Annotated in this window: 18 protein-coding genes and 1 pseudogene; 5 read left to right on the top strand and 14 right to left on the bottom strand. The window is 39.0% G+C overall.

All coding sequences use genetic code 11. The annotated features are described in order from the left end of the window. Positions 1 to 101 precede the first annotated feature (101 nt). Positions 102 to 690, bottom strand: a pseudogene (locus tag BW142_RS08970) (cold shock domain-containing protein). Positions 691 to 1,082: 392 nt separating this feature from the next. Between BW142_RS08970 and BW142_RS08965 the strand changes: the two are divergent. Then, the gene (locus BW142_RS08965; protein ID WP_076924633.1) at positions 1,083 to 1,700 is read left to right on the top strand and encodes a trimeric intracellular cation channel family protein; all 618 of its coding nucleotides are present in this window, start codon (positions 1,083 to 1,085) and stop codon (positions 1,698 to 1,700) included. Between the two features lie 83 nt (positions 1,701 to 1,783). On the opposite strand, the gene BW142_RS08960 is transcribed toward BW142_RS08965, so the two are convergent. The 3 genes from BW142_RS08960 to BW142_RS08950 are packed head-to-tail and all read right to left on the bottom strand — an operon-like array spanning position 1,784 to position 3,184. After that, positions 1,784 to 2,299 (bottom strand): YetF domain-containing protein, encoded by a 516-nt coding sequence (locus tag BW142_RS08960; RefSeq protein ID WP_076924632.1) that lies wholly within the window; start codon positions 2,297 to 2,299, stop codon positions 1,784 to 1,786. 34 nt (positions 2,300 to 2,333) lie between these two features. Next, positions 2,334 to 2,690, bottom strand: a complete 357-nt coding sequence (locus BW142_RS08955) for a hypothetical protein (protein ID WP_253188812.1) — start codon at positions 2,688 to 2,690, stop codon at positions 2,334 to 2,336. 41 nt (positions 2,691 to 2,731) lie between these two features. Further along, complete coding sequence (locus BW142_RS08950) at positions 2,732 to 3,184, bottom strand: DUF302 domain-containing protein (protein WP_076924630.1); 453 nt, start codon at positions 3,182 to 3,184, stop codon at positions 2,732 to 2,734. A 148-nt stretch (positions 3,185 to 3,332) separates the two neighbouring features. Between BW142_RS08950 and BW142_RS08945 the strand changes: the two genes are divergently transcribed. Beyond that, positions 3,333 to 3,962, top strand: coding sequence for a response regulator transcription factor (locus BW142_RS08945; RefSeq protein WP_024599605.1), 630 nt, complete (start codon positions 3,333 to 3,335; stop codon positions 3,960 to 3,962). Next, entirely contained in the window at positions 3,949 to 5,538 is a 1,590-nt protein-coding gene (locus tag BW142_RS08940; RefSeq protein ID WP_076924629.1) for an MASE1 domain-containing protein, read from the top strand. The genes BW142_RS08945 and BW142_RS08940 overlap by 14 nt, the downstream gene beginning before the upstream one ends. A gap of 5 nt (positions 5,539 to 5,543) precedes the next feature. Here BW142_RS08940 and BW142_RS08935 read toward each other — a convergent pair whose 3' ends face one another. Further along, on the bottom strand, positions 5,544 to 6,086 hold the full coding sequence (locus BW142_RS08935) for a hypothetical protein (protein WP_076924628.1): 543 nt from the start codon (positions 6,084 to 6,086) through the stop codon (positions 5,544 to 5,546). A gap of 256 nt (positions 6,087 to 6,342) precedes the next feature. On the opposite strand from BW142_RS08935, the gene gloA reads away from it, so the two are divergent. Next, on the top strand, positions 6,343 to 6,870 hold the full coding sequence (gene gloA / locus BW142_RS08930; RefSeq protein WP_076924627.1) for a lactoylglutathione lyase: 528 nt from the start codon (positions 6,343 to 6,345) through the stop codon (positions 6,868 to 6,870). Between the two features lie 64 nt (positions 6,871 to 6,934). Here gloA and BW142_RS08925 read toward each other — a convergent pair whose 3' ends face one another. From BW142_RS08925 to bioB, 7 genes are all read right to left on the bottom strand, one after another. Next, positions 6,935 to 7,444 carry a hypothetical protein gene (locus BW142_RS08925; RefSeq protein ID WP_253188811.1) on the bottom strand — a complete coding sequence of 170 codons (510 nt, stop codon included), beginning with the start codon at positions 7,442 to 7,444 and terminating at the stop codon, positions 6,935 to 6,937. 242 nt (positions 7,445 to 7,686) lie between these two features. Next, positions 7,687 to 8,550: a protease HtpX gene (htpX, locus tag BW142_RS08920; RefSeq protein WP_076924626.1), complete on the bottom strand. Its 864-nt coding sequence runs from the start codon at positions 8,548 to 8,550 to the stop codon at positions 7,687 to 7,689. A gap of 213 nt (positions 8,551 to 8,763) precedes the next feature. After that, the gene (locus tag BW142_RS08915; RefSeq protein ID WP_076924625.1) at positions 8,764 to 10,311 is read right to left on the bottom strand and encodes an FAD-dependent oxidoreductase; all 1,548 of its coding nucleotides are present in this window, start codon (positions 10,309 to 10,311) and stop codon (positions 8,764 to 8,766) included. 123 nt (positions 10,312 to 10,434) lie between these two features. Beyond that, a complete protein-coding gene (bioD, locus tag BW142_RS08910; protein ID WP_076924624.1) occupies positions 10,435 to 11,118 on the bottom strand; it encodes a dethiobiotin synthase in 684 nt (227 codons plus the stop codon). A gap of 28 nt (positions 11,119 to 11,146) precedes the next feature. Then, positions 11,147 to 12,034 carry a methyltransferase domain-containing protein gene (locus tag BW142_RS08905; protein ID WP_076924623.1) on the bottom strand — a complete coding sequence of 296 codons (888 nt, stop codon included), beginning with the start codon at positions 12,032 to 12,034 and terminating at the stop codon, positions 11,147 to 11,149. Then, positions 12,031 to 13,188, bottom strand: coding sequence for an 8-amino-7-oxononanoate synthase (locus BW142_RS08900; RefSeq protein ID WP_076924622.1), 1,158 nt, complete (start codon positions 13,186 to 13,188; stop codon positions 12,031 to 12,033). Before BW142_RS08900 ends, BW142_RS08905 begins: the two co-directional genes overlap by 4 nt. Before the next feature lie 12 nt (positions 13,189 to 13,200). Next, positions 13,201 to 14,241 carry a biotin synthase BioB gene (gene bioB, locus BW142_RS08895; protein ID WP_002961242.1) on the bottom strand — a complete coding sequence of 347 codons (1,041 nt, stop codon included), beginning with the start codon at positions 14,239 to 14,241 and terminating at the stop codon, positions 13,201 to 13,203. Between the two features lie 94 nt (positions 14,242 to 14,335). Here bioB and bioA point away from each other — a divergent pair, with 94 nt between their 5' ends. After that, positions 14,336 to 15,634 carry an adenosylmethionine--8-amino-7-oxononanoate transaminase gene (gene bioA / locus BW142_RS08890; protein ID WP_076924621.1) on the top strand — a complete coding sequence of 433 codons (1,299 nt, stop codon included), beginning with the start codon at positions 14,336 to 14,338 and terminating at the stop codon, positions 15,632 to 15,634. Positions 15,635 to 16,031: 397 nt separating this feature from the next. Here the strand turns inward: bioA and BW142_RS08885 are convergent, their stop codons facing one another. Together BW142_RS08885 and BW142_RS08880 are read right to left on the bottom strand one after the other, a co-directional pair. Next, complete coding sequence (locus tag BW142_RS08885) at positions 16,032 to 16,430, bottom strand: hypothetical protein (protein ID WP_076924620.1); 399 nt, start codon at positions 16,428 to 16,430, stop codon at positions 16,032 to 16,034. Between the two features lie 6 nt (positions 16,431 to 16,436). After that, complete coding sequence (locus BW142_RS08880; RefSeq protein ID WP_006793003.1) at positions 16,437 to 17,381, bottom strand: ornithine cyclodeaminase family protein; 945 nt, start codon at positions 17,379 to 17,381, stop codon at positions 16,437 to 16,439. Between the last annotated feature and the right edge of the window lie 64 nt (positions 17,382 to 17,445).

Raw genomic sequence — 17,445 nt, 5'->3', positions numbered from 1 at the left:
TTTAATAATGTTCTGGGGAAAATTGCAAATAACTGTATTTGTACACAGCCATTAATTAAATCTATTTTTATTTAAAGCTGAAAGCTTTATAACCCGACCCTTTAAAATCGTGAATCACTCTCGCAAGGTTTTCCATCTCTATCCCCATCCATTTTTGTATCCGGGCAAGTTATTAATAAAAAATACGGCTTCGGCTCGCGAACTCATTTGAGTACAGTACTGCCTGCCATCACACGTAAAATTTTGTGTGTTCTCAGGGTTCACGATTTTTGGGTGTTTAACATCAAAGGTGGCTAAATCGGCATTGCTAATAATGGGAGTTTGGCTGCTTGAGTGAGCGTTGTATCTATTAAATGCATATAAACAAAGTACAGCAATAAGCGCAATTGAGGCAACTTTACCTAAAAAGCTACTGGCAAAATTAGATTTAGCAATGCGGTGCGGCTGGTTATTGTGTTTTTGATAAGGTGCTTTAAGCTCTGCAACGCCTTCTATACGGCAGTTAATTGCTTTGGTTTTACCGTCGGGCTGTGTTGCTACTTCAAAGTAAATGGTGTCGCCAACTTTAGGCTTGCGGCTCATGTGTTTGAGCGCTGATATGTGTATAAACGTGTCGTGTTCTAAGGTGTCTGATTTAATAAAACCAAAACCTTTGTCTGTTTTCCACGTCTTTAACAATCCTTTGTGCATGTATCCGCCTATTATGCTTAAGCTGCGTTTTACGCAAATTCCATTTAGTTAACACTTGTTATTATACGTTCCTAAATTAAAACCATGCAACCAATTATTCATATTGCGTTAATTTTCACGCTTTCGCTATTAAAGTTAGCTGAAAAATAAACGCGCTAAAAACAACTAAATCCAACCTGTTTTATTTATACTTTGCGGTCATATGTCCTTTAATTCACATGAATCATTGCGCACCCACTTATGAACTTAACAGCTTGTTTACACTGGTTTTTGTTATTAGTTATTTCTATCTGAATGATGCTTTTTTAGTATGATTTTTCATTCGTTATTTACTTAATTTATCTATACAATCCACACCTTATTTTTACGCACAAATTTCAAGTGATTATCTCATGTTACTAACCGTTGTTTATATTATTGGTATTACCGCAGAAGCCATGACTGGCGCACTTAGCGCAGGGCGAATGAAAATGGACTGGTTTGGCGTGGTGCTAGTAGCTAGTGCGACCGCAATTGGTGGTGGTAGCGTTCGAGATATATTACTAGGCAATTACCCGCTTACGTGGGTACAACACCCAGAGTATTTATTAATTACCTGTATTGCCGGCATTGTCACTACGTGGCTGGCTAAATGGGTGGTTAAATTTAAAGGTATATTTATGCGCTTGGATGCCCTTGGTTTAGCTGCCTTTAGTATTATTGGCTGCCAAGTGGGGCTTAATATGGGATTACATTACGGTATTTGTGTAGTGGCCGCAGTTGTTACTGGCGTATTTGGTGGGTTACTGCGCGATTTAATATGTCGCCAAGCACCGTTAGTATTACACAATGAGCTATATGCCAGCGTATCGTTAATTGTAGCGTGCTTATACTTAGCATTACACCATTACAATATTGACGACAACATAAGCATTATTGTGAGCTTGGTTGCGGGGTACTTAATACGTATGGCATCAATACGCTTTAAGTGGCGCTTACCTACATTTAGTTTATTAGAACCTGCTAAGTAACTTAAATAAATTAAATGAGACAGGCTTAAATCTGCTAGGCAATCATACCTGTCTCCTCTTTTATTACTCTTTAATGCTCTCTATCACTCTTTAACACTCACTACATCGCTTAACGCGGTTTTTAACCCGCTGCTATTGTGCGGCATTACGCTAAAACTGCCATCGGTCTCTAGCACTACGGCGGCTACATCTTCTATGGCTAATATGCCCGCACCACGAATAGCAGCGCGAATTTCTGATTTTGTTACGCGCTGCGATTTAAGTGCAGCAGTGCAATATTCACCATTACTCAGTAACAACGTGGGCTCAGCTTTTACTAAAGCTGCAAATTTAGATGAGCGAACACTGAGCCAGGTAATTAAATATTGCAGCCCTATTAAAACAACAAAGGCCAATATGCCTTCAAGCAGCGCGACACTTTTTGAAATAATAACAGACGCTAATATAGAGCCCAGCGCAATGGTGACTACAAAGTCGAACACGTTCCATTTAGATAGTGTTCGCTTGCCCGATACACGCAACCAAAACACCAGCGCTACATAACCCAATACGCCAATAATAAGTACGCGCACTAAACCCTGAACATCATCAAAAAACATGGTTACTCCTTTATTTTTAAAGCCGCTATTAAATTTAACCCTTCTTTAATTGAGTTAATAACTTTGCACCTAAAATCGTACCAATGGGGATAAATAAAAGCCATAGATACGCATAAAACTTTAAAGCAGATTTAAGCAATGCAAAGTCATTTACGCGTTTATTTTTAATCAACATGTAACTTATAAAATAGCCAAGTATTGCTGGTGCAATTTGTATTAACGAAATTACAATACCTGATGAAATATGCCCTGCTATTAATTTAGGATCGCCACCAGCAAATGCTGCATAAGCATTATAAATACCTATAAAAAAACTAATTAGCGAAATTAGCAAAAAAGCCTGTAAAAACAGGCTTACTACGGCTAAAAATACGATTGAAGATTGTTTCAAAATCATCCTTAATTTAGCTAATGCATTGTTTAAATTTAGTTTTATGGTCCAACAGTTTTTTCTGCCAGTGCTGCTAATACTTTACCTATTTTTTTAGCCGCTGGGCAATTTACTGCGTTATGGCGCGCAGCTATATAAGTAGGATCGTTATAGCTTAACCACACTTGCGATTGTGCGTCTTCCCATACCAGTGCTTTTAGCGGTAAATCAATACCTATTGTTTGTGCGCACTGCATAAGAGGTGTGCCGCCTTTGGGGTTACCAAATATAAGAACCTCTGTTGGGCGTAGTTGCTGTTCTACTTTTTTAGCACCAGCAGCGTGATCTATTCGTGCAAATATATTTAGCCCTTTTTGTTTTGCCAAATTCTCAAACTTATCCATAGTGGCTTTTGCACTTAATGGGCTTTTTACTGAAATTAGCCCCTCTACTGCGTTAGCATTTGTAATAGCAAAGAGTAATGCGAGTCCAAAAATAATATTTAGTGTTTTCATAGTGTCTCCGTTTAAATATAAAAATACTGAGCGTTATTGCTCCTTTAATTTTTACAATGTACATTTTTTGCTAGGTAATTAAATTTAATAAATTTTTTGGCTGATGGTTATCTGTTTCAATGTATAATAAATTTAAAGGGAGAAATACATGCACATTGGAATAATTGAAGATCATCAATTAGTACGCGACAGTTTTAAAAAACTACTAGAGCTACAAGCAGACTGGGAAGTAATAATAGAAGCCTGCAATGTTAGCCAAGCAAAACTGGCTGTTGAGCTTGAACAACCCGATATATTTATTGTTGATATATCACTTAATGAATCAGAAACCGGCCTTACATTTTTAACCTACCTTAACGAAAATTTCCCTGAAATTAAAACCATTGTTGCCTCCATGCACGATTACGAACCTTATGTAAGTAATGCGCTACGATTAGGCGCACTTGGTTACGTGTCTAAACGATCTGCGTCGGAGGAGTTAATTGATGCAGTTAAATCGGTTGCATTAGGTAAACGCTATATAAGTGAAGATGTGAATTTTGCTTTAAATACGCCAAACTCAGCGTTAACTATTTTAACTAACCGAGAGCTCGAAGCTTTACCACTGTTAGCAAAGGGCTTTAATGCAAAGCAAATAGCACAAAAATTAGAAATAATGCCTAAAACAGCGCATGTGCATAAAGCAAATATTTACAGCAAGCTTAATGTAACAACATCGTTTGAACTGCTAAAAATAGCGATTGATGCGGGAGTAATTCAGCTAGATGAACTTACCTAGTACATTACCTGCTTTTAATTTTTCTATTGCAGCAACCGCTAAAGAAATTACAAAGCAGTTTGTAGTTGGCGTAATTTATTTTATTGCCTGTATTGCTGCTTTTTGGGTTGGGGCTAATTTAGAAACTGTCCCTGAAAGTAGCGCTATATTTATTCCTGCAGGGATAAAAATTGCTTTTTATTTGCTTTCGCCAACTCAGTATTGGATTACGTTGTGGATATCGTCTCGTGCTTTGGCTGCTCACTTAGGTTATACAATGACCGGGGTTTGGGAGTTTAATTTACTGCATGGTTTTTGGCAGGAGCTTTGCTTTTTTGCCCTTGTGTATGTGTTTAAACATAGCCGCTGGCCACCAAGTATTAATAATAGTTTAGGTATACTTTCGTTGATTTTATTGTGTGTTGCGAGTACCTCAATAAAGTGGTTTTTGTTTTCTAGTGCGTTTGAATTTACAAACATATTGGTTGCTAAAGAGCTATTACAGTATCAGTTAAATATGTGCCTTGGCGATATAACAGGCTCGTTATTAGTTGCGCCGTTTATTATGCTGCTTCACTCTTTGAACCTTTCGTTAAAGCGCCCGGCATTACTTAAAGTAACTAATTTAACGGTTACGTTAGCTACTGTTTTACTTGTTGCGATGCTTGTATACCTTATACGGCCCGATACTTACCCATTACTACGCCTTGCATCGTTATTACCTATTATTTGGTTTTCGTATCGCTTTGGCGTATTAGGCGCAGTAAGTAGTGCGACACTTATAAATGCACTCATAATAGTTGAAGCAAGCATGACCCATGAGCCTAGCAATACCTATATTAGCCAGTTGTTTATTTTGGCTAATGCGATTACCAGCATGGTGTTAGGCGCCGCAATTACAGAGCTTAAACGTAAAAATGCTGAATTAAAAAAGATTAACCGCGCACTAACTAAGCAGCTTAATCAAAATACCCTTCTTGGGGCTAAAATGGTGAGCGTGCAAGAAAACGAGCGTAAGCACCTTTCACAAGAGTTACACGACGAACTTGGGCAAAACTTAACGGCTTTAAAAACCGACTTGGCTATTTTATCGCACCTTTGTGATGAAAAAACACAATCGTTTGTGGCTACGTTAAAAAACAATGCAAACTCTATGTACGATTCTGTTTACCAATTAATGCACTACCTTCGCCCTCGTGAATTAGACGAGTTAGGGCTAGAAAATGCGATGACTCAAGGGCGATTAAAAAGTTTACTTACAAAAGCAAATATAAGCTATGAGGTTAATTTTAACGTAGATGATACGCTCACTAAAGCGCATGAAATTGCCGTTTACAGGATTTGCCAAGAAGCTGTTACCAATTGTATTAAGCATAGTAACGCGACCAAACTTATTATAAATATTAAAACGGATAGTCAGTTTATAAAATTAGAAATTAGTGATAACGGAAGCGAAGTAAAGCCAACAGAAAACTCAGGTCACTATGGTTTAGCTTTTATACAAGAGCGAGCTATTGCGCTGGGTGGTAGCTTTAAGGTTACTAATCAAGGCGGCTTTACCATTAAGGTAAAACTGCCTATAAATATTGGCCGTTAAACACTTTAACAAATTGATACTTGCTTAGTGTAAAACTTTTGCCTTGGTTGATCATCAAATGCGCTATCTGGGTTTACCTGAATTTCAACTTGGTTACCCACCAGCTGTAGCAATAGTCCGGTAGCTATTTGGCAATTCCCTAAGGTTGACTTTACTATCACCTTTTTGCCTATAGCGTCTTGCAGCCTTGGTTTTGGTAAATTAGGGTTAGTAACAGGCCTCAAACCTTCTGCTTTTACAAATAAATTTATACAGTAAAGTTTAGCTGCGGCGACTCTTTGCTCGTTCATCTTAGCTATATCAACATTATTCAAAAAATGAATAATGGCTTGGTTAGCGCGGTTAAAGTCACTGGTTACATCATCTAGTTCGCGCCCTTCTGCCCACTTTCGGGTAACTAAATACTTGCCAGCTTCCACTCTTGCTAAGGTAATCGACGCTCCGGTCATTTTACTAAACCACTCAATACAGTAACTTGCTGTATTGGTGTTGTGAAGTAATACGCTCATGCTGCCAAATTCTTTTGTACTTTCATCTAATAAAGTCATATTTGTATCTTAACGTCCCAGTTTTCAATAGTTTATTAGCAATTATGAAAGTAAAAAATCATCCATATTCCTAATCAACCTAGGAAAATGGCTTAGAAAATAACACGTGCTATTTATAAAGCTCCGTTTTTGACAGTTAATTCCACTATTAATGGTTAAAAAGTAAAGCAGTGGTTTAAATTTATCATACGGTTGATTATGATAAATTAAGTACTATATCTATGCTTTCGCTTTATTATTTTCAGTAAGGATCACCATGTCTAGCTATAACGAATCTCCAGAGCAAATTGAACAAGCCACGCAAGGCTATGTGATGCAGCAAACTATGTTGCGTATTAAAGATCCAAAGCCGTCTTTAGAATTTTATGAAAATGTATTGGGTATGAAGCTTTTAGGTAAGTATGACTTTCCTGGTATGAAGTTTACGCTTTACTTTTTAGGCTACGAACAAGAGTTGCCAGAAGGCGATGATAAGGAAAAAGCTGAATGGGTGTTTCGTCGCCCTGCGTTAATTGAGTTAACCCATAATTGGGGCACTGAAAACGATGACAGTTTTGAGGGCTACCACAGTGGCAACCAAGAGCCTAAAGGCTTTGGCCATATTGGTATTAGCGTGCCGGATGTTTACGAGGCCTGTGAGCGCTTTGCAAAATACGATGTAGAGTTTGTAAAAAAACCAGATGATGGCTCAATGAAAGGCCTAGCCTTTATTAAAGATCCTGACGGCTACTGGATTGAAATACTCTCTGCTGAGGGAATTACTGAAATTATTCTTTCTCAGTAATAACGATTTATTTATATTAAAAACCAGCTTTTTAGCTGGTTTTTTTAATCGTAAAAATTCATTTTTATTTATAGGCCCAAGCATCGGTTATTGTTACTTGGCAGTTGTTATAACTATTAGCAGACTTTTGGGCTATCCCTCTTACTCTAAAGTTTGTTGAGTCATTAGGCTGTAGAATTAGGTCTTCGTCGGTTATTGATAGCGTATCGACTAGAGTGTTTTGATCTGTTAAAAAATCGACCTTAAACTTTATATTTTTAAACGAAAAATCTGATTCATTTTTTATTTGCCCTATACAGGCAACATACAAACCATCGGTTTCATTTTTAGTGCTAATTTGGTTTACATTAGCAGTTAGGTTTTTTTGTGCTTGTTCTTCAAGCCCTGCTACATATATATTTTGATAAAAAATAAACCCAAAAATACCAACAATAATTAAGGCCAATGCACCAATAATAATGGGATTGTTTTCTAAGTTAGAATATTTAGCTTGAAGTGAGGTGCATTGCGGGCATTTTTTAGCCCGTGAATCTATGGCGCTAAAACACATAATGCATTCTTTAGTTTGCTGCATCTTTTCCACTACAATAAGCATCCTTGTTAAGTATTAAAACCAGCAGCATTGCTGGCTTTTAAGTTATTTTAGTTTACTTATACACAATAACTTCGTAAACACATATAGCTTAAAAAAGTAACGATTTTATAAAGCGACACAGGGCACTGTATATAAACACAGTGCATGCGATTTTGGTATTTTAACGTAAACATAAAAAAGCCAGCGATTAAGCTGGCTTAGTATATAACTAATTTACATAATTACTTACGTAGTGCGTCGATTCGAGCATCAAGCGGTGGGTGCGACGAAAACAACTCAGCAACACCTTTCCCACTTGCAATACCAAAGGCCATCATTGAGCCTTCTAATTGCGAAGGATGGTTTTGCTTTAAACGCTCGAGGGCTGATCGCATTTTATCGGCACCAACTAGTTTTGCTGCGCCGCTGTCGGCTGCAAATTCACGTTTACGGCTGTAACTTGCCACTACTATACTTGCTAGCACACCAAATAATACTTGGAATAACATATCGAATAAGAAGTATGTCCAGCTACTACCACCCTCTTCTTCATCGCTATTAATAAAGTTATCTACTATGCCTGCCAGTACTTTTGCAGCAAATATTACAAAGGTGTTTACCACGCCTTGTATTAGGGTAAGCGTTACCATGTCGCCGTTAGCCACGTGCGATACTTCGTGGGCAAGTACGGCTTCGGCTTGATCTTTGGTCATGTTGTGCATTAAGCCTGTGCTTACTGCCACTAACGAGTTGTTTTTACTTGGGCCGGTTGCAAATGCGTTCATTTCTGGGCTGTCGTAAATAGCCACTTCTGGCATTTTAATACCTGCTTTTTTTGCTTGCGCAGATACCGTTTGTACAAGCCAGCGTTCGGTTTCGTTTCGGGGCTGTGTAATTACATGCGCGCCGGTTGATTTTTTAGCGATCCATTTCGACATAAATAACGAAATAAACGATCCACCAAAACCAAACACCGTGGCTATAAGTAAAATTCCGCCAAGGCTACGATGGCTTAAACCCAGCGCACTCATTATTATTGAAAGCACTACACCTAATACCAACATAACCGCTAGGTTAGTTAATAAAAACAAAAATACACGTTTCATATTGTCCTCACAAAATTAATATTGATCACCGAACGCTTAAAATAAATTAGGTTAAAGCAATCACTACGCTATGACACACTATGTCATAACGTTAGCGCTATTCTGTGACAAACTATGTCATAACACAAGTGTTATTTATGTGTTTATTGATAATTTTTTTGAGAGGCGTTTTATAGCAAATCTAAGACTAAAGTTTCTTTATAAATCAGTTTATTACAAGCTGTTATTTAGCTCTGCCATATCAATTGGAAAACCACGTTCACCTGCCAATATGCGCGCAACTTCGCCAATATTTTCGCAGCTATTATGTTTAAGATACGACCATTGATGGCTACTGCGGTGATGGTTTACAGCAGGATCGCTGCTTATTATTCCTAATTTTATAAACTCAGACACTATTTGATCGGCAGCGATTAACGTTGACGATGCTTTAACATTTTCGGCCCGCGCATAACTAATATGAGAATATAAACTTACATCGGCTACGCGCAAAGTGTCGTCATCCCCTGGGATTTGTTGCCCGCCAAACAAGGCATTATTTTGTGTGTTAGCACTTTTAAACGCGGGTACAAACTCGGCTACATAATCTATTGCTGTTTGGTTACGTGCTTGCAATGCTGTTTTGTCCCATCCATCTTTAATATAGTGCAGGTATTTATCGGGGAGTTTAGGTTGAGCACTCATTGGTGTTGCATCAGCTAAGCCATCATTAAATAGCGTAATGTCGTTGGTCATGCCGTGTATTTGAAAATATCCATTTGGGTAAGGCGTTAGCTGCGCCATGCCCTCTGGTGTGCCACGGTTACCGTAAATAATAATTTCGGGTATTTGCCCACCAGCACCTTGCCAATGAGTTATATAAGAGGCTTTAAATTCGACCATGCGTTTTACATCTACCCCAACCAAGTCATCAATAATACCGGTTTGAAAACCACACGCATTAATTAGGTAATCTACTTCAACGTTTTTAGCTTCTAAACTTGCTTGTGTTTGGTATTCAATGTTCCACTTGGTTATTTGTTTATCAATCTTATTATTGGTAACAGGCGATACACTTTTAACGCATGTATTTGTTAAAACATGAGCATGTTCATACTCGGCAAGCGCGAGTTGAGCACTGGCCGATAAACGAAATATATTCCAACCATATTCTTGTGCAACAATTAGCGGAAACTTTAGCTTATCTAAATCTAAATGCTTAGCCACAGGTATCATCCACTCATCTAACAACGTAGGCTTGGCTACTTGTTTTTGCTTAGCAAGCTTTAGCATTTGCTCGCGGCTATATAACTGATAATAATGCTCTGCCTCACCTAACACTTTGTTGGCGGTGTCTTGCTCAACAAGCTCGCTATAGGCTTTTACTAATTTATCTAAACGCGGAAATAAATCCTCCGGTGAGTCGTCGTCGCGCTTGGGCACGGCAAATACTGTAGGACGAACATCGACGGTGTGAGGATAAAGGCGCGCTATATCTATACATTGCTTGAGTAAATCTATGCAGTCTTCGTCGGGTATTTCGCGATATAAGTTACCACCTGAGTGCAAATGGCACATTGGCGGACCATCAATTAACGACTTTTTCTTTTCAAATACGTAAGTTTCTAACCCTAACGCAGCAAGCCTGATGGCTATAGTAGCACCCGCTGTGCCCCCACCTATTATGCCTACGCGTTTTTTAGGTAAACCATTGTTTAGTGCTTTTGGCTCTGCACTTACGTGCGAATTTGGGGCGTAGCTTTCAATAAATGGGTGCGTCATATAGTCGTTATGTCCTTAGTAACATTGTTTTTGAGCAAGCTTTGTATTTATAAATGTTTATATGTGTACTAAGGCTGACTATTTCAATATTTACCTAAAAAAAGTAAATCTTTCTAAAACCGCTTAAGTGTTTATAGATAACGCACTAAGCAAGCTTTTGTATATTTGTAACTTAGGCGTTTGCTCGCTGTATGGGCTTATGGCAAGTATTGGAAACGGTAAACGAGCTTTGAGTGAATCTAGGTTTGCTTGGTACTCGTCCATATTTTTATCGACTTGGTTTGCAATCCAACCAACGCAGTTTATACCCATGCTTTGCATATGCGCAGCGGTTAGTAATGCATGATTTAAACAACCTAGCTTCATACCTACAACGAGTATGACTGGTAGCTGCTCAGCCTTTACCCAATCGTATAAATAGTCGGTATTATTAATTGGTAGTGCCCATCCACCCGCACCTTCGGTAAGTATATAATTAGCGCCTTGTTGTTTTACGTTTTTATAAGCATCACTTAGTTTATCGACAGTAATACTCACCCCAACTTGATCAGCAGCTATGTGTGGTGCAATAGGGGGTGCAAACGCAAACGGATTTACTACGTCGTATTTAGCGCTTACTGTTGCGCTTTCCATCAGTATGAGGGCATCAGCATTTACTAGCTGATCAAACGCCATTTCGCAGCCAGCAGCAAGGGGCTTAAAGCCAATGGCTTGTTTTTTATGTTGGGCAAGTAACTTTAATAGCAAACTGGTAACGTGGGTTTTTCCGGCATCGGTGTCGGTGCCTGTTATAAAAAATTCTTTCATGCGTTGCCTTTAATGTCTTTGGGCTTATTTAGTGTTTTTGTAATGATAACAGCACCACATGATAAGACACACATGCTTTGTTATTTATAAGCGGATACGCACTGCACACTTTTTGTAGCGCAGATTTGGTAAGTAACCCTTGGCGCGTATTGGTATGATTTTGCGTAGTTGCCCCTATAGCTTTAATTGAAGCAATCGCTTTTAAAGGTGTTGTGTATTCATCGGTATAAATACATTTTTTTGCACTGTTAATAATAAACCCTGTATTTTGGACTGATTGGTTTATATGCAATTCACTATTAAAGGTATTTATGTGGCTGTTTGAATCAAGCGCGGCAAAGGCTGTTTTTATTTCGTTAAGTGAGCCCTCTACCACAGTGCTTATGTACGCCTGCCCGCCTGGTTTTAATATGCTGTAAAGTGATTGCATTAAAGTCGAAAAATTAGCAGACCATTGCACTGCAAAGTTACTGTAAATAACATCAACACTGTTTGCTTGCAGCGGTAAGTTATCCATATCGGCACATATTTTAGTTGTGGTTAAATCACTACTTTGCAGCATATTTAAACTTAAATCGATTGCCACAACGCTTGAAAACATGCTTTGTAATGTATGTGTATTAACAAGCGGACCTGCGCCTAAATCAACACATACCTTATTTTTATTAAAGCCTGGTTTTATAAGTTTAAATAGATCGGTCGCTGCGTGTTTTTGTACATTTGCATGGGTGTTATAATGCTCAGCTGCTTTTGAAAACTTACTTTGGGTGGACTTTTTAAGCTCCTTGCTTAGCTCTTTATTCAATTCTTTATTTAACTCTTCATTTAACTCTCTATTTAACTCGCTACTCACCAGGCACGGTTTTACTTTACGTGTTTGCATTAAATCTGTTTTTAATACTGGCTGAGCAGTCATGCTATTGCACCTACTAAATGCTTCACTAAGTGCGTTATGTCTTGCTCGGTATGTGCTGCGGTTAAAGTAATGCGTAAACGCGAGGTGTTATGTGCAACCGTCGGCGGTCTAATTGCAGTGAGCCAAATACCCTCTTGCTTAAGTTTATCTGCCGCTTGCAACGTTTGCTCAGCGCAGCCTAATACAATGGGCTGTATGGCTGTGTTTGATTCCATCACAGCAATATTATGGCTTTTAGCGAGTTGCTTAAACAATGCAATATTGGCATTAAGCTTATCGCGTTTATCATCGGCTGTTTTTATGCATTTAATACGCGCAAGTGTGTGGCTTGCCATTAGCGGCGACATGGCAGTTGAATATGTGTAATCGCGATTAAACTGCAGCATGTAATCAATAAACTGCTGGTTGCCTAATACACACGCGCCACTACTCGCAACGGCTTTGCCAAAGGTAATAACCAGTACCTCGGGTAGTACTATCCCCTCATCTAGCAATGCTTCGCAACTGCCTAAACCGGTTTTACCTAATGCACCAAAGCCGTGTGCGTCGTCAATCATTAGCCATGCGTTGTGCTGTTTTGCTAAGACGAGTAATTCTTTAAGAGGTGCGGTATCGCCATCCATCGAAAACACGCCTTCGCTTATAATTAGCTTGTTTTGCGCTTTTGATTTTTCGAGCCGTGAGCGTAAATGATTCATGTCGTTGTGATTAAAACGCACTAAAGCCGCGTTAGAGTGCAAAGCACCGTCAATCAAGCTTGCATGATTTAACTTATCTTGAAAAATAGCACTGTTTTGTGCAGCGGCTTTATCTTGAAACAACGCTTTAATTACGCTGCTATTAGCGCTAAACCCTGAATTAAATAACATTCCTGCGCCATAACCAAATTGCTCACATAAGTATTGCTCAAGCGCTTTTTGCTGCGCCTGATAACCTGTAACCAATGCTGAGCTGTGGCTGCCTAATGCGTAGGAGTCATTAAGGTTTACAGCCTCATCCCCAAAACCTAAGTAGTCGTTACTCGCAAAATTAAGATAGGTTTTATTATTAACCGTTATGGTGCGCGCTGTAGAGTGCTCTACTACATTGCGTTTACGAAGCAGCGCATCTTGCTGGCGAGCCTCAAGATGCGTATTTATAAAATCAAAAGGCATAGATATAAAAGCCTACGCTTCGTAAAACAATTCAGACGTTGCTTTGTCGGCTACTTGCGATGAAAGCGAGGCTTCTACGGCTTCGTCTGAATAGTCATGACGTTTTTCTGGGTTCATGCCTAGTTTTTTAATTAGGTTCATATCAGCATCAGCGTCTGGGTTTTCGGTGGTAAGTAGTTTATCACCATAAAATATTGAGTTTGCACCTGCAAAAAAGCACATTGATTGCATTTGCTCGTTCATGGCGTTACGCCCTGCCGATAAACGTACATAACTGTGTGGCATCATAATACGCGCTGTTGCTATGGTACGTATAAATTCAAAGTGATCTAAATCGTCTACGTTTTCAAGCGGTGTGCCTTTAACTTTAACCAGCATATTAATAGGCACGCTTTCTGGCTGTTGTGGCAAATTAGCTAGTTGCATAAGTAGTCCAAAGCGGTCGCTTGCTTGCTCGCCCATGCCGACTATTCCGCCCGAGCATACTTTCATACCGGCATCGCGTACGTGGTCAATGGTATTTAATCTATCTTGAAAAGTACGGGTTGATATAATTTGCTCGTAATACTCAGGTGACGTGTCAAGGTTGTGATTGTAGTAATCAAGCCCTGCGTCTCTAAGTTCATGGGCTTTTTCGTTAGTGAGTTTGCCTAGCGTCATACAGGTTTCTAACCCTAGCTCTTTTACTTCTTTAACCATTTGCGAAATGTATGGCATGTCTCTATCTTTTGGATCTGACCATGCAGCCCCCATACAAAAACGGGTCGCGCCTTTTTGTTTTGCAAGGCGTGCTTGCTCTACTACTTTTTCTACTTCTATTAAGCGTTCGCGTTCTAAATCGGTTCGGTAATGCCCCGACTGCGGGCAATACTTACAATCTTCTGGGCAAGCGCCTGTTTTAATGGATAACAACGTAGAAATTTGCACTTCATTAGGGTTGAAGTTAGCACGGTGAACCGATGCGGCTTTAAAAAGTAAATCGTTAAATGGCATTTCAAATAATGCTTTAACTTCAGCGTGGGTCCAATCGTGACGAACAGGTGCAAGTTCCATAATACTCTCTTATTTTTTTCTCAGCGGTGATATTGGCTTAGTCTACGAGTTGAAGTACCATTGTCAACGAAGCCCATCAAGTTAAAGTTTACATATGATTAAAAAGAATACGATTGACCTTGATTTTGATCGTGAGCACATTTGGCATCCATATACATCTATGACTAAGTCAATTCCGGTATACCCCGTTACACATGCAAATCACAACATTATTTACCTCGAAACTGGCGAGCAATTAATCGATGGCATGGCCTCGTGGTGGAGCGCAATACATGGCTATAACCACCCTGTTATAAATAACGCCATGATTGAGCAAATTAATAATATGAGCCATATTATGTTTGGCGGTATTACACATAACAGCGCGGTAGAGCTTTGCAAAAAAATAGTAAATATAACGCCGCCTAGTTTAACTAAAGTATTTTTAGCCGACAGCGGCTCGGTAAGTGTTGAAGTGGCAATAAAAATGGCCCTGCAATATTGGTTAAGCCAAGGCATTACAACAAAACAAAAATTAATGACGCCTTACAAGGGCTACCATGGCGACACGTTTGCAGCCATGAGCGTATGTGACCCCGTTAACTCAATGCATAGTTTGTATAGCGGCTTTTTACCTGAGCATGTTTTTGTACCTGCACCGGTGAGTAAGTTTGGCAGCGAATTTAACCAGGCAGAAGCCCAAGAGCTTGAAGCGTACTTTAAAGCAAACCACAGCCAAGTAGCCGCCTTTATCATTGAGCCTATTGTACAAAACGCAGGTGGCATGAACTTTTATCATCCTGATTATTTAGCCTGCGTCCGTAAATTATGCACCCACTATAACGTACTACTAATTTGCGACGAAATTGCCACAGGCTTTGGCCGTACAGGTAAATTATTTGCTGTAGAGCACGCCAATATAGAGCCCGATATAATGTGTATTGGTAAAGCATTAACTGGCGGCTCAATGACGTTATCGGCCACTATAACTAGCGATAAAATAGCGATTGGCATAAGCGAAGGTGAAGCAGGTGTTTTAATGCACGGCCCTACGTTTATGGGTAACCCACTTGCCTGTGCAGCGGCCTGCGCAAGTATTGATTTATTACTTAAGCAAAACTGGCAACAACGAATAAAGCAAATTAACACCCAACTACAACAACTTCATAAATGCAGCGAACTTAATGCAGTTGCCAATGTGCGTACCTTAGGTGCAATAGGTGTTGTTGAACTAAACGAGGCTGCGGGCAATGTTGATGTTGCAAAAATTCAGGCCTATTTTGTAGAGCAAGGTGTATGGATACGCCCATTCGGTAAACTAATTTACCTTATGCCACCGTATATAAGTGATGACACCAGTATAAAAACATTGTGTGATGCGATTTATAATGCAATTAACAATAAGCATTACTAATACTTGTTGTTAATTTACTTACTCATATTCTTCATTAGGATTTAGGCTAGGGTGTGGAGACCTTTATGGATTGAAATTTGTCTAATCTGAGGCGATTGAATTGCGGCGGGGGTATTAACCTAGTGGGCTCGGAAACTGCTCCTGCATTATTCTAATGGCTTACGTCCATATAAGAGTAAGTAAAAACCGAGCAAAACTTTCGCACCCTGCTCACGCCCCTTACCAACATCCGTGGAGTAACAAAGAGCATATCGTCACTATAATATACCCAACGGGCGCGCATTTTTGCGCATTTATTCTACGTTATCGCCTACTTATGCGGAATAAACATATTCCATAGGCCCTGCTTTAAATACCAAACATACTACTGCAAATTCAACCACGAAAGATAATATGCCTAATTAGTAAAAATACTCAGTACAAGTAAGGATAAGCCAGCGCAAAGCCAGATATGGCCAAATTTTTGCCATATTAGCGCGTTTTTATACACTCTGTGAGGGTTGTCTTTATCAACTAATAAGGAGCAAGGCTCTCCTTGTTTATATAATTTAAATAACGATTCATCTAAGTCAACTACAACACTGTGAATATCGCCATTGTAATTAAAGCTTACCAACATTGATTGTTGTTGCGCGCATTCTAATGGTAATACACGTGTGTTTATTACGGAGGTGATGTTACTAATTGCACATACTCGCCAATGATGTTTGTTTATCTTACATTTCATCCATCTGAAAAATGGTAATAAACCGGCAGCTATAAAACACATCCCTAAGATTACAAGTATATTACTCATTACATATTAACCTTCTAATAATTGATAAGCACTATGCGCTGCAATTAAGTCGCTAAGTCCAGTACCGACCGATTTAAATAGCGTCATATCTTTATTATTTAAACGGGCATTCTTGTTCTGGATTGCCAATTCGGATAATTCTGCGCAAATTTCGTGTGCGCAAAACACACCCTCTTTAATTGGCAAGAGTAATTCGCCAGCCTCAGCAAGTACGTTTACTTTACTATCAACATATACATTGCTGCGAATAATTGTGGTTGAGTCACATTCACGTTGTTCACTATGGTGATTACCAATTAAATCAATATGAGTGCCTTGGTTTAACCAAGACCCTTTAAATAAAGGTGTTGGCGATCCCGTTGCACAGCTAATCACATCAGCACTGTAAACAACTTCCTTCGTGCTTTTACCAATGACGAACTCCATATTAGGAAATGCCTGCTCTAGGGTATGTTTTAACGCCGCCACTTTTTGAGCATTTCGTGCAATAAGTGTTACTTTCTCAAAATTACGCACCGATATATGTGCTTTAATCATATATAAAGCTAAATTTCCGCTACCAAAAAATACTAAGTGTTTACTGTTTTTTCTGGATAAATACTGGCTTGCTAATGCAGACACAGCTGCAGTTCGCCAAAGCGTAATACGCGTGCCATCGACTAATGCTAATGGTTCACCATGATTGCGAGAAAATAGCATTATTTTAGAATAGAGCGATTGATATTCTGTTTCTGTGTTTGTAGGAAAGTAAGTAAACGCCTTAACGCCAATAACATGTTCATTCCATGCGGGTAATATCGCAAAAGCATCATGATTTGACTTGTCCGTATTAAGTTCGTACACATTACGTTTAGGCATACAAAAAGCAGATGCAAAACCCTTTTGGAGTGCTTTTATTAAAGATTCAAAATTAAGAGCGTAATCAATTTTTTCTGCATTTATTATTTTCATTTTTTACTCCAACCTTAATAGTGCTTATGTTAACTGAGCTTTATATTTAATGGCTCATTAGCAC

This window comes from Pseudoalteromonas sp. EB27, from assembly GCF_001974875.1.
GTDB lineage: Bacteria > Pseudomonadota > Gammaproteobacteria > Enterobacterales > Alteromonadaceae > Pseudoalteromonas.
The sequence above is the reverse complement of the archived record's forward strand: the minus strand, read 5'-3'. Positions and strand labels throughout refer to the sequence as shown.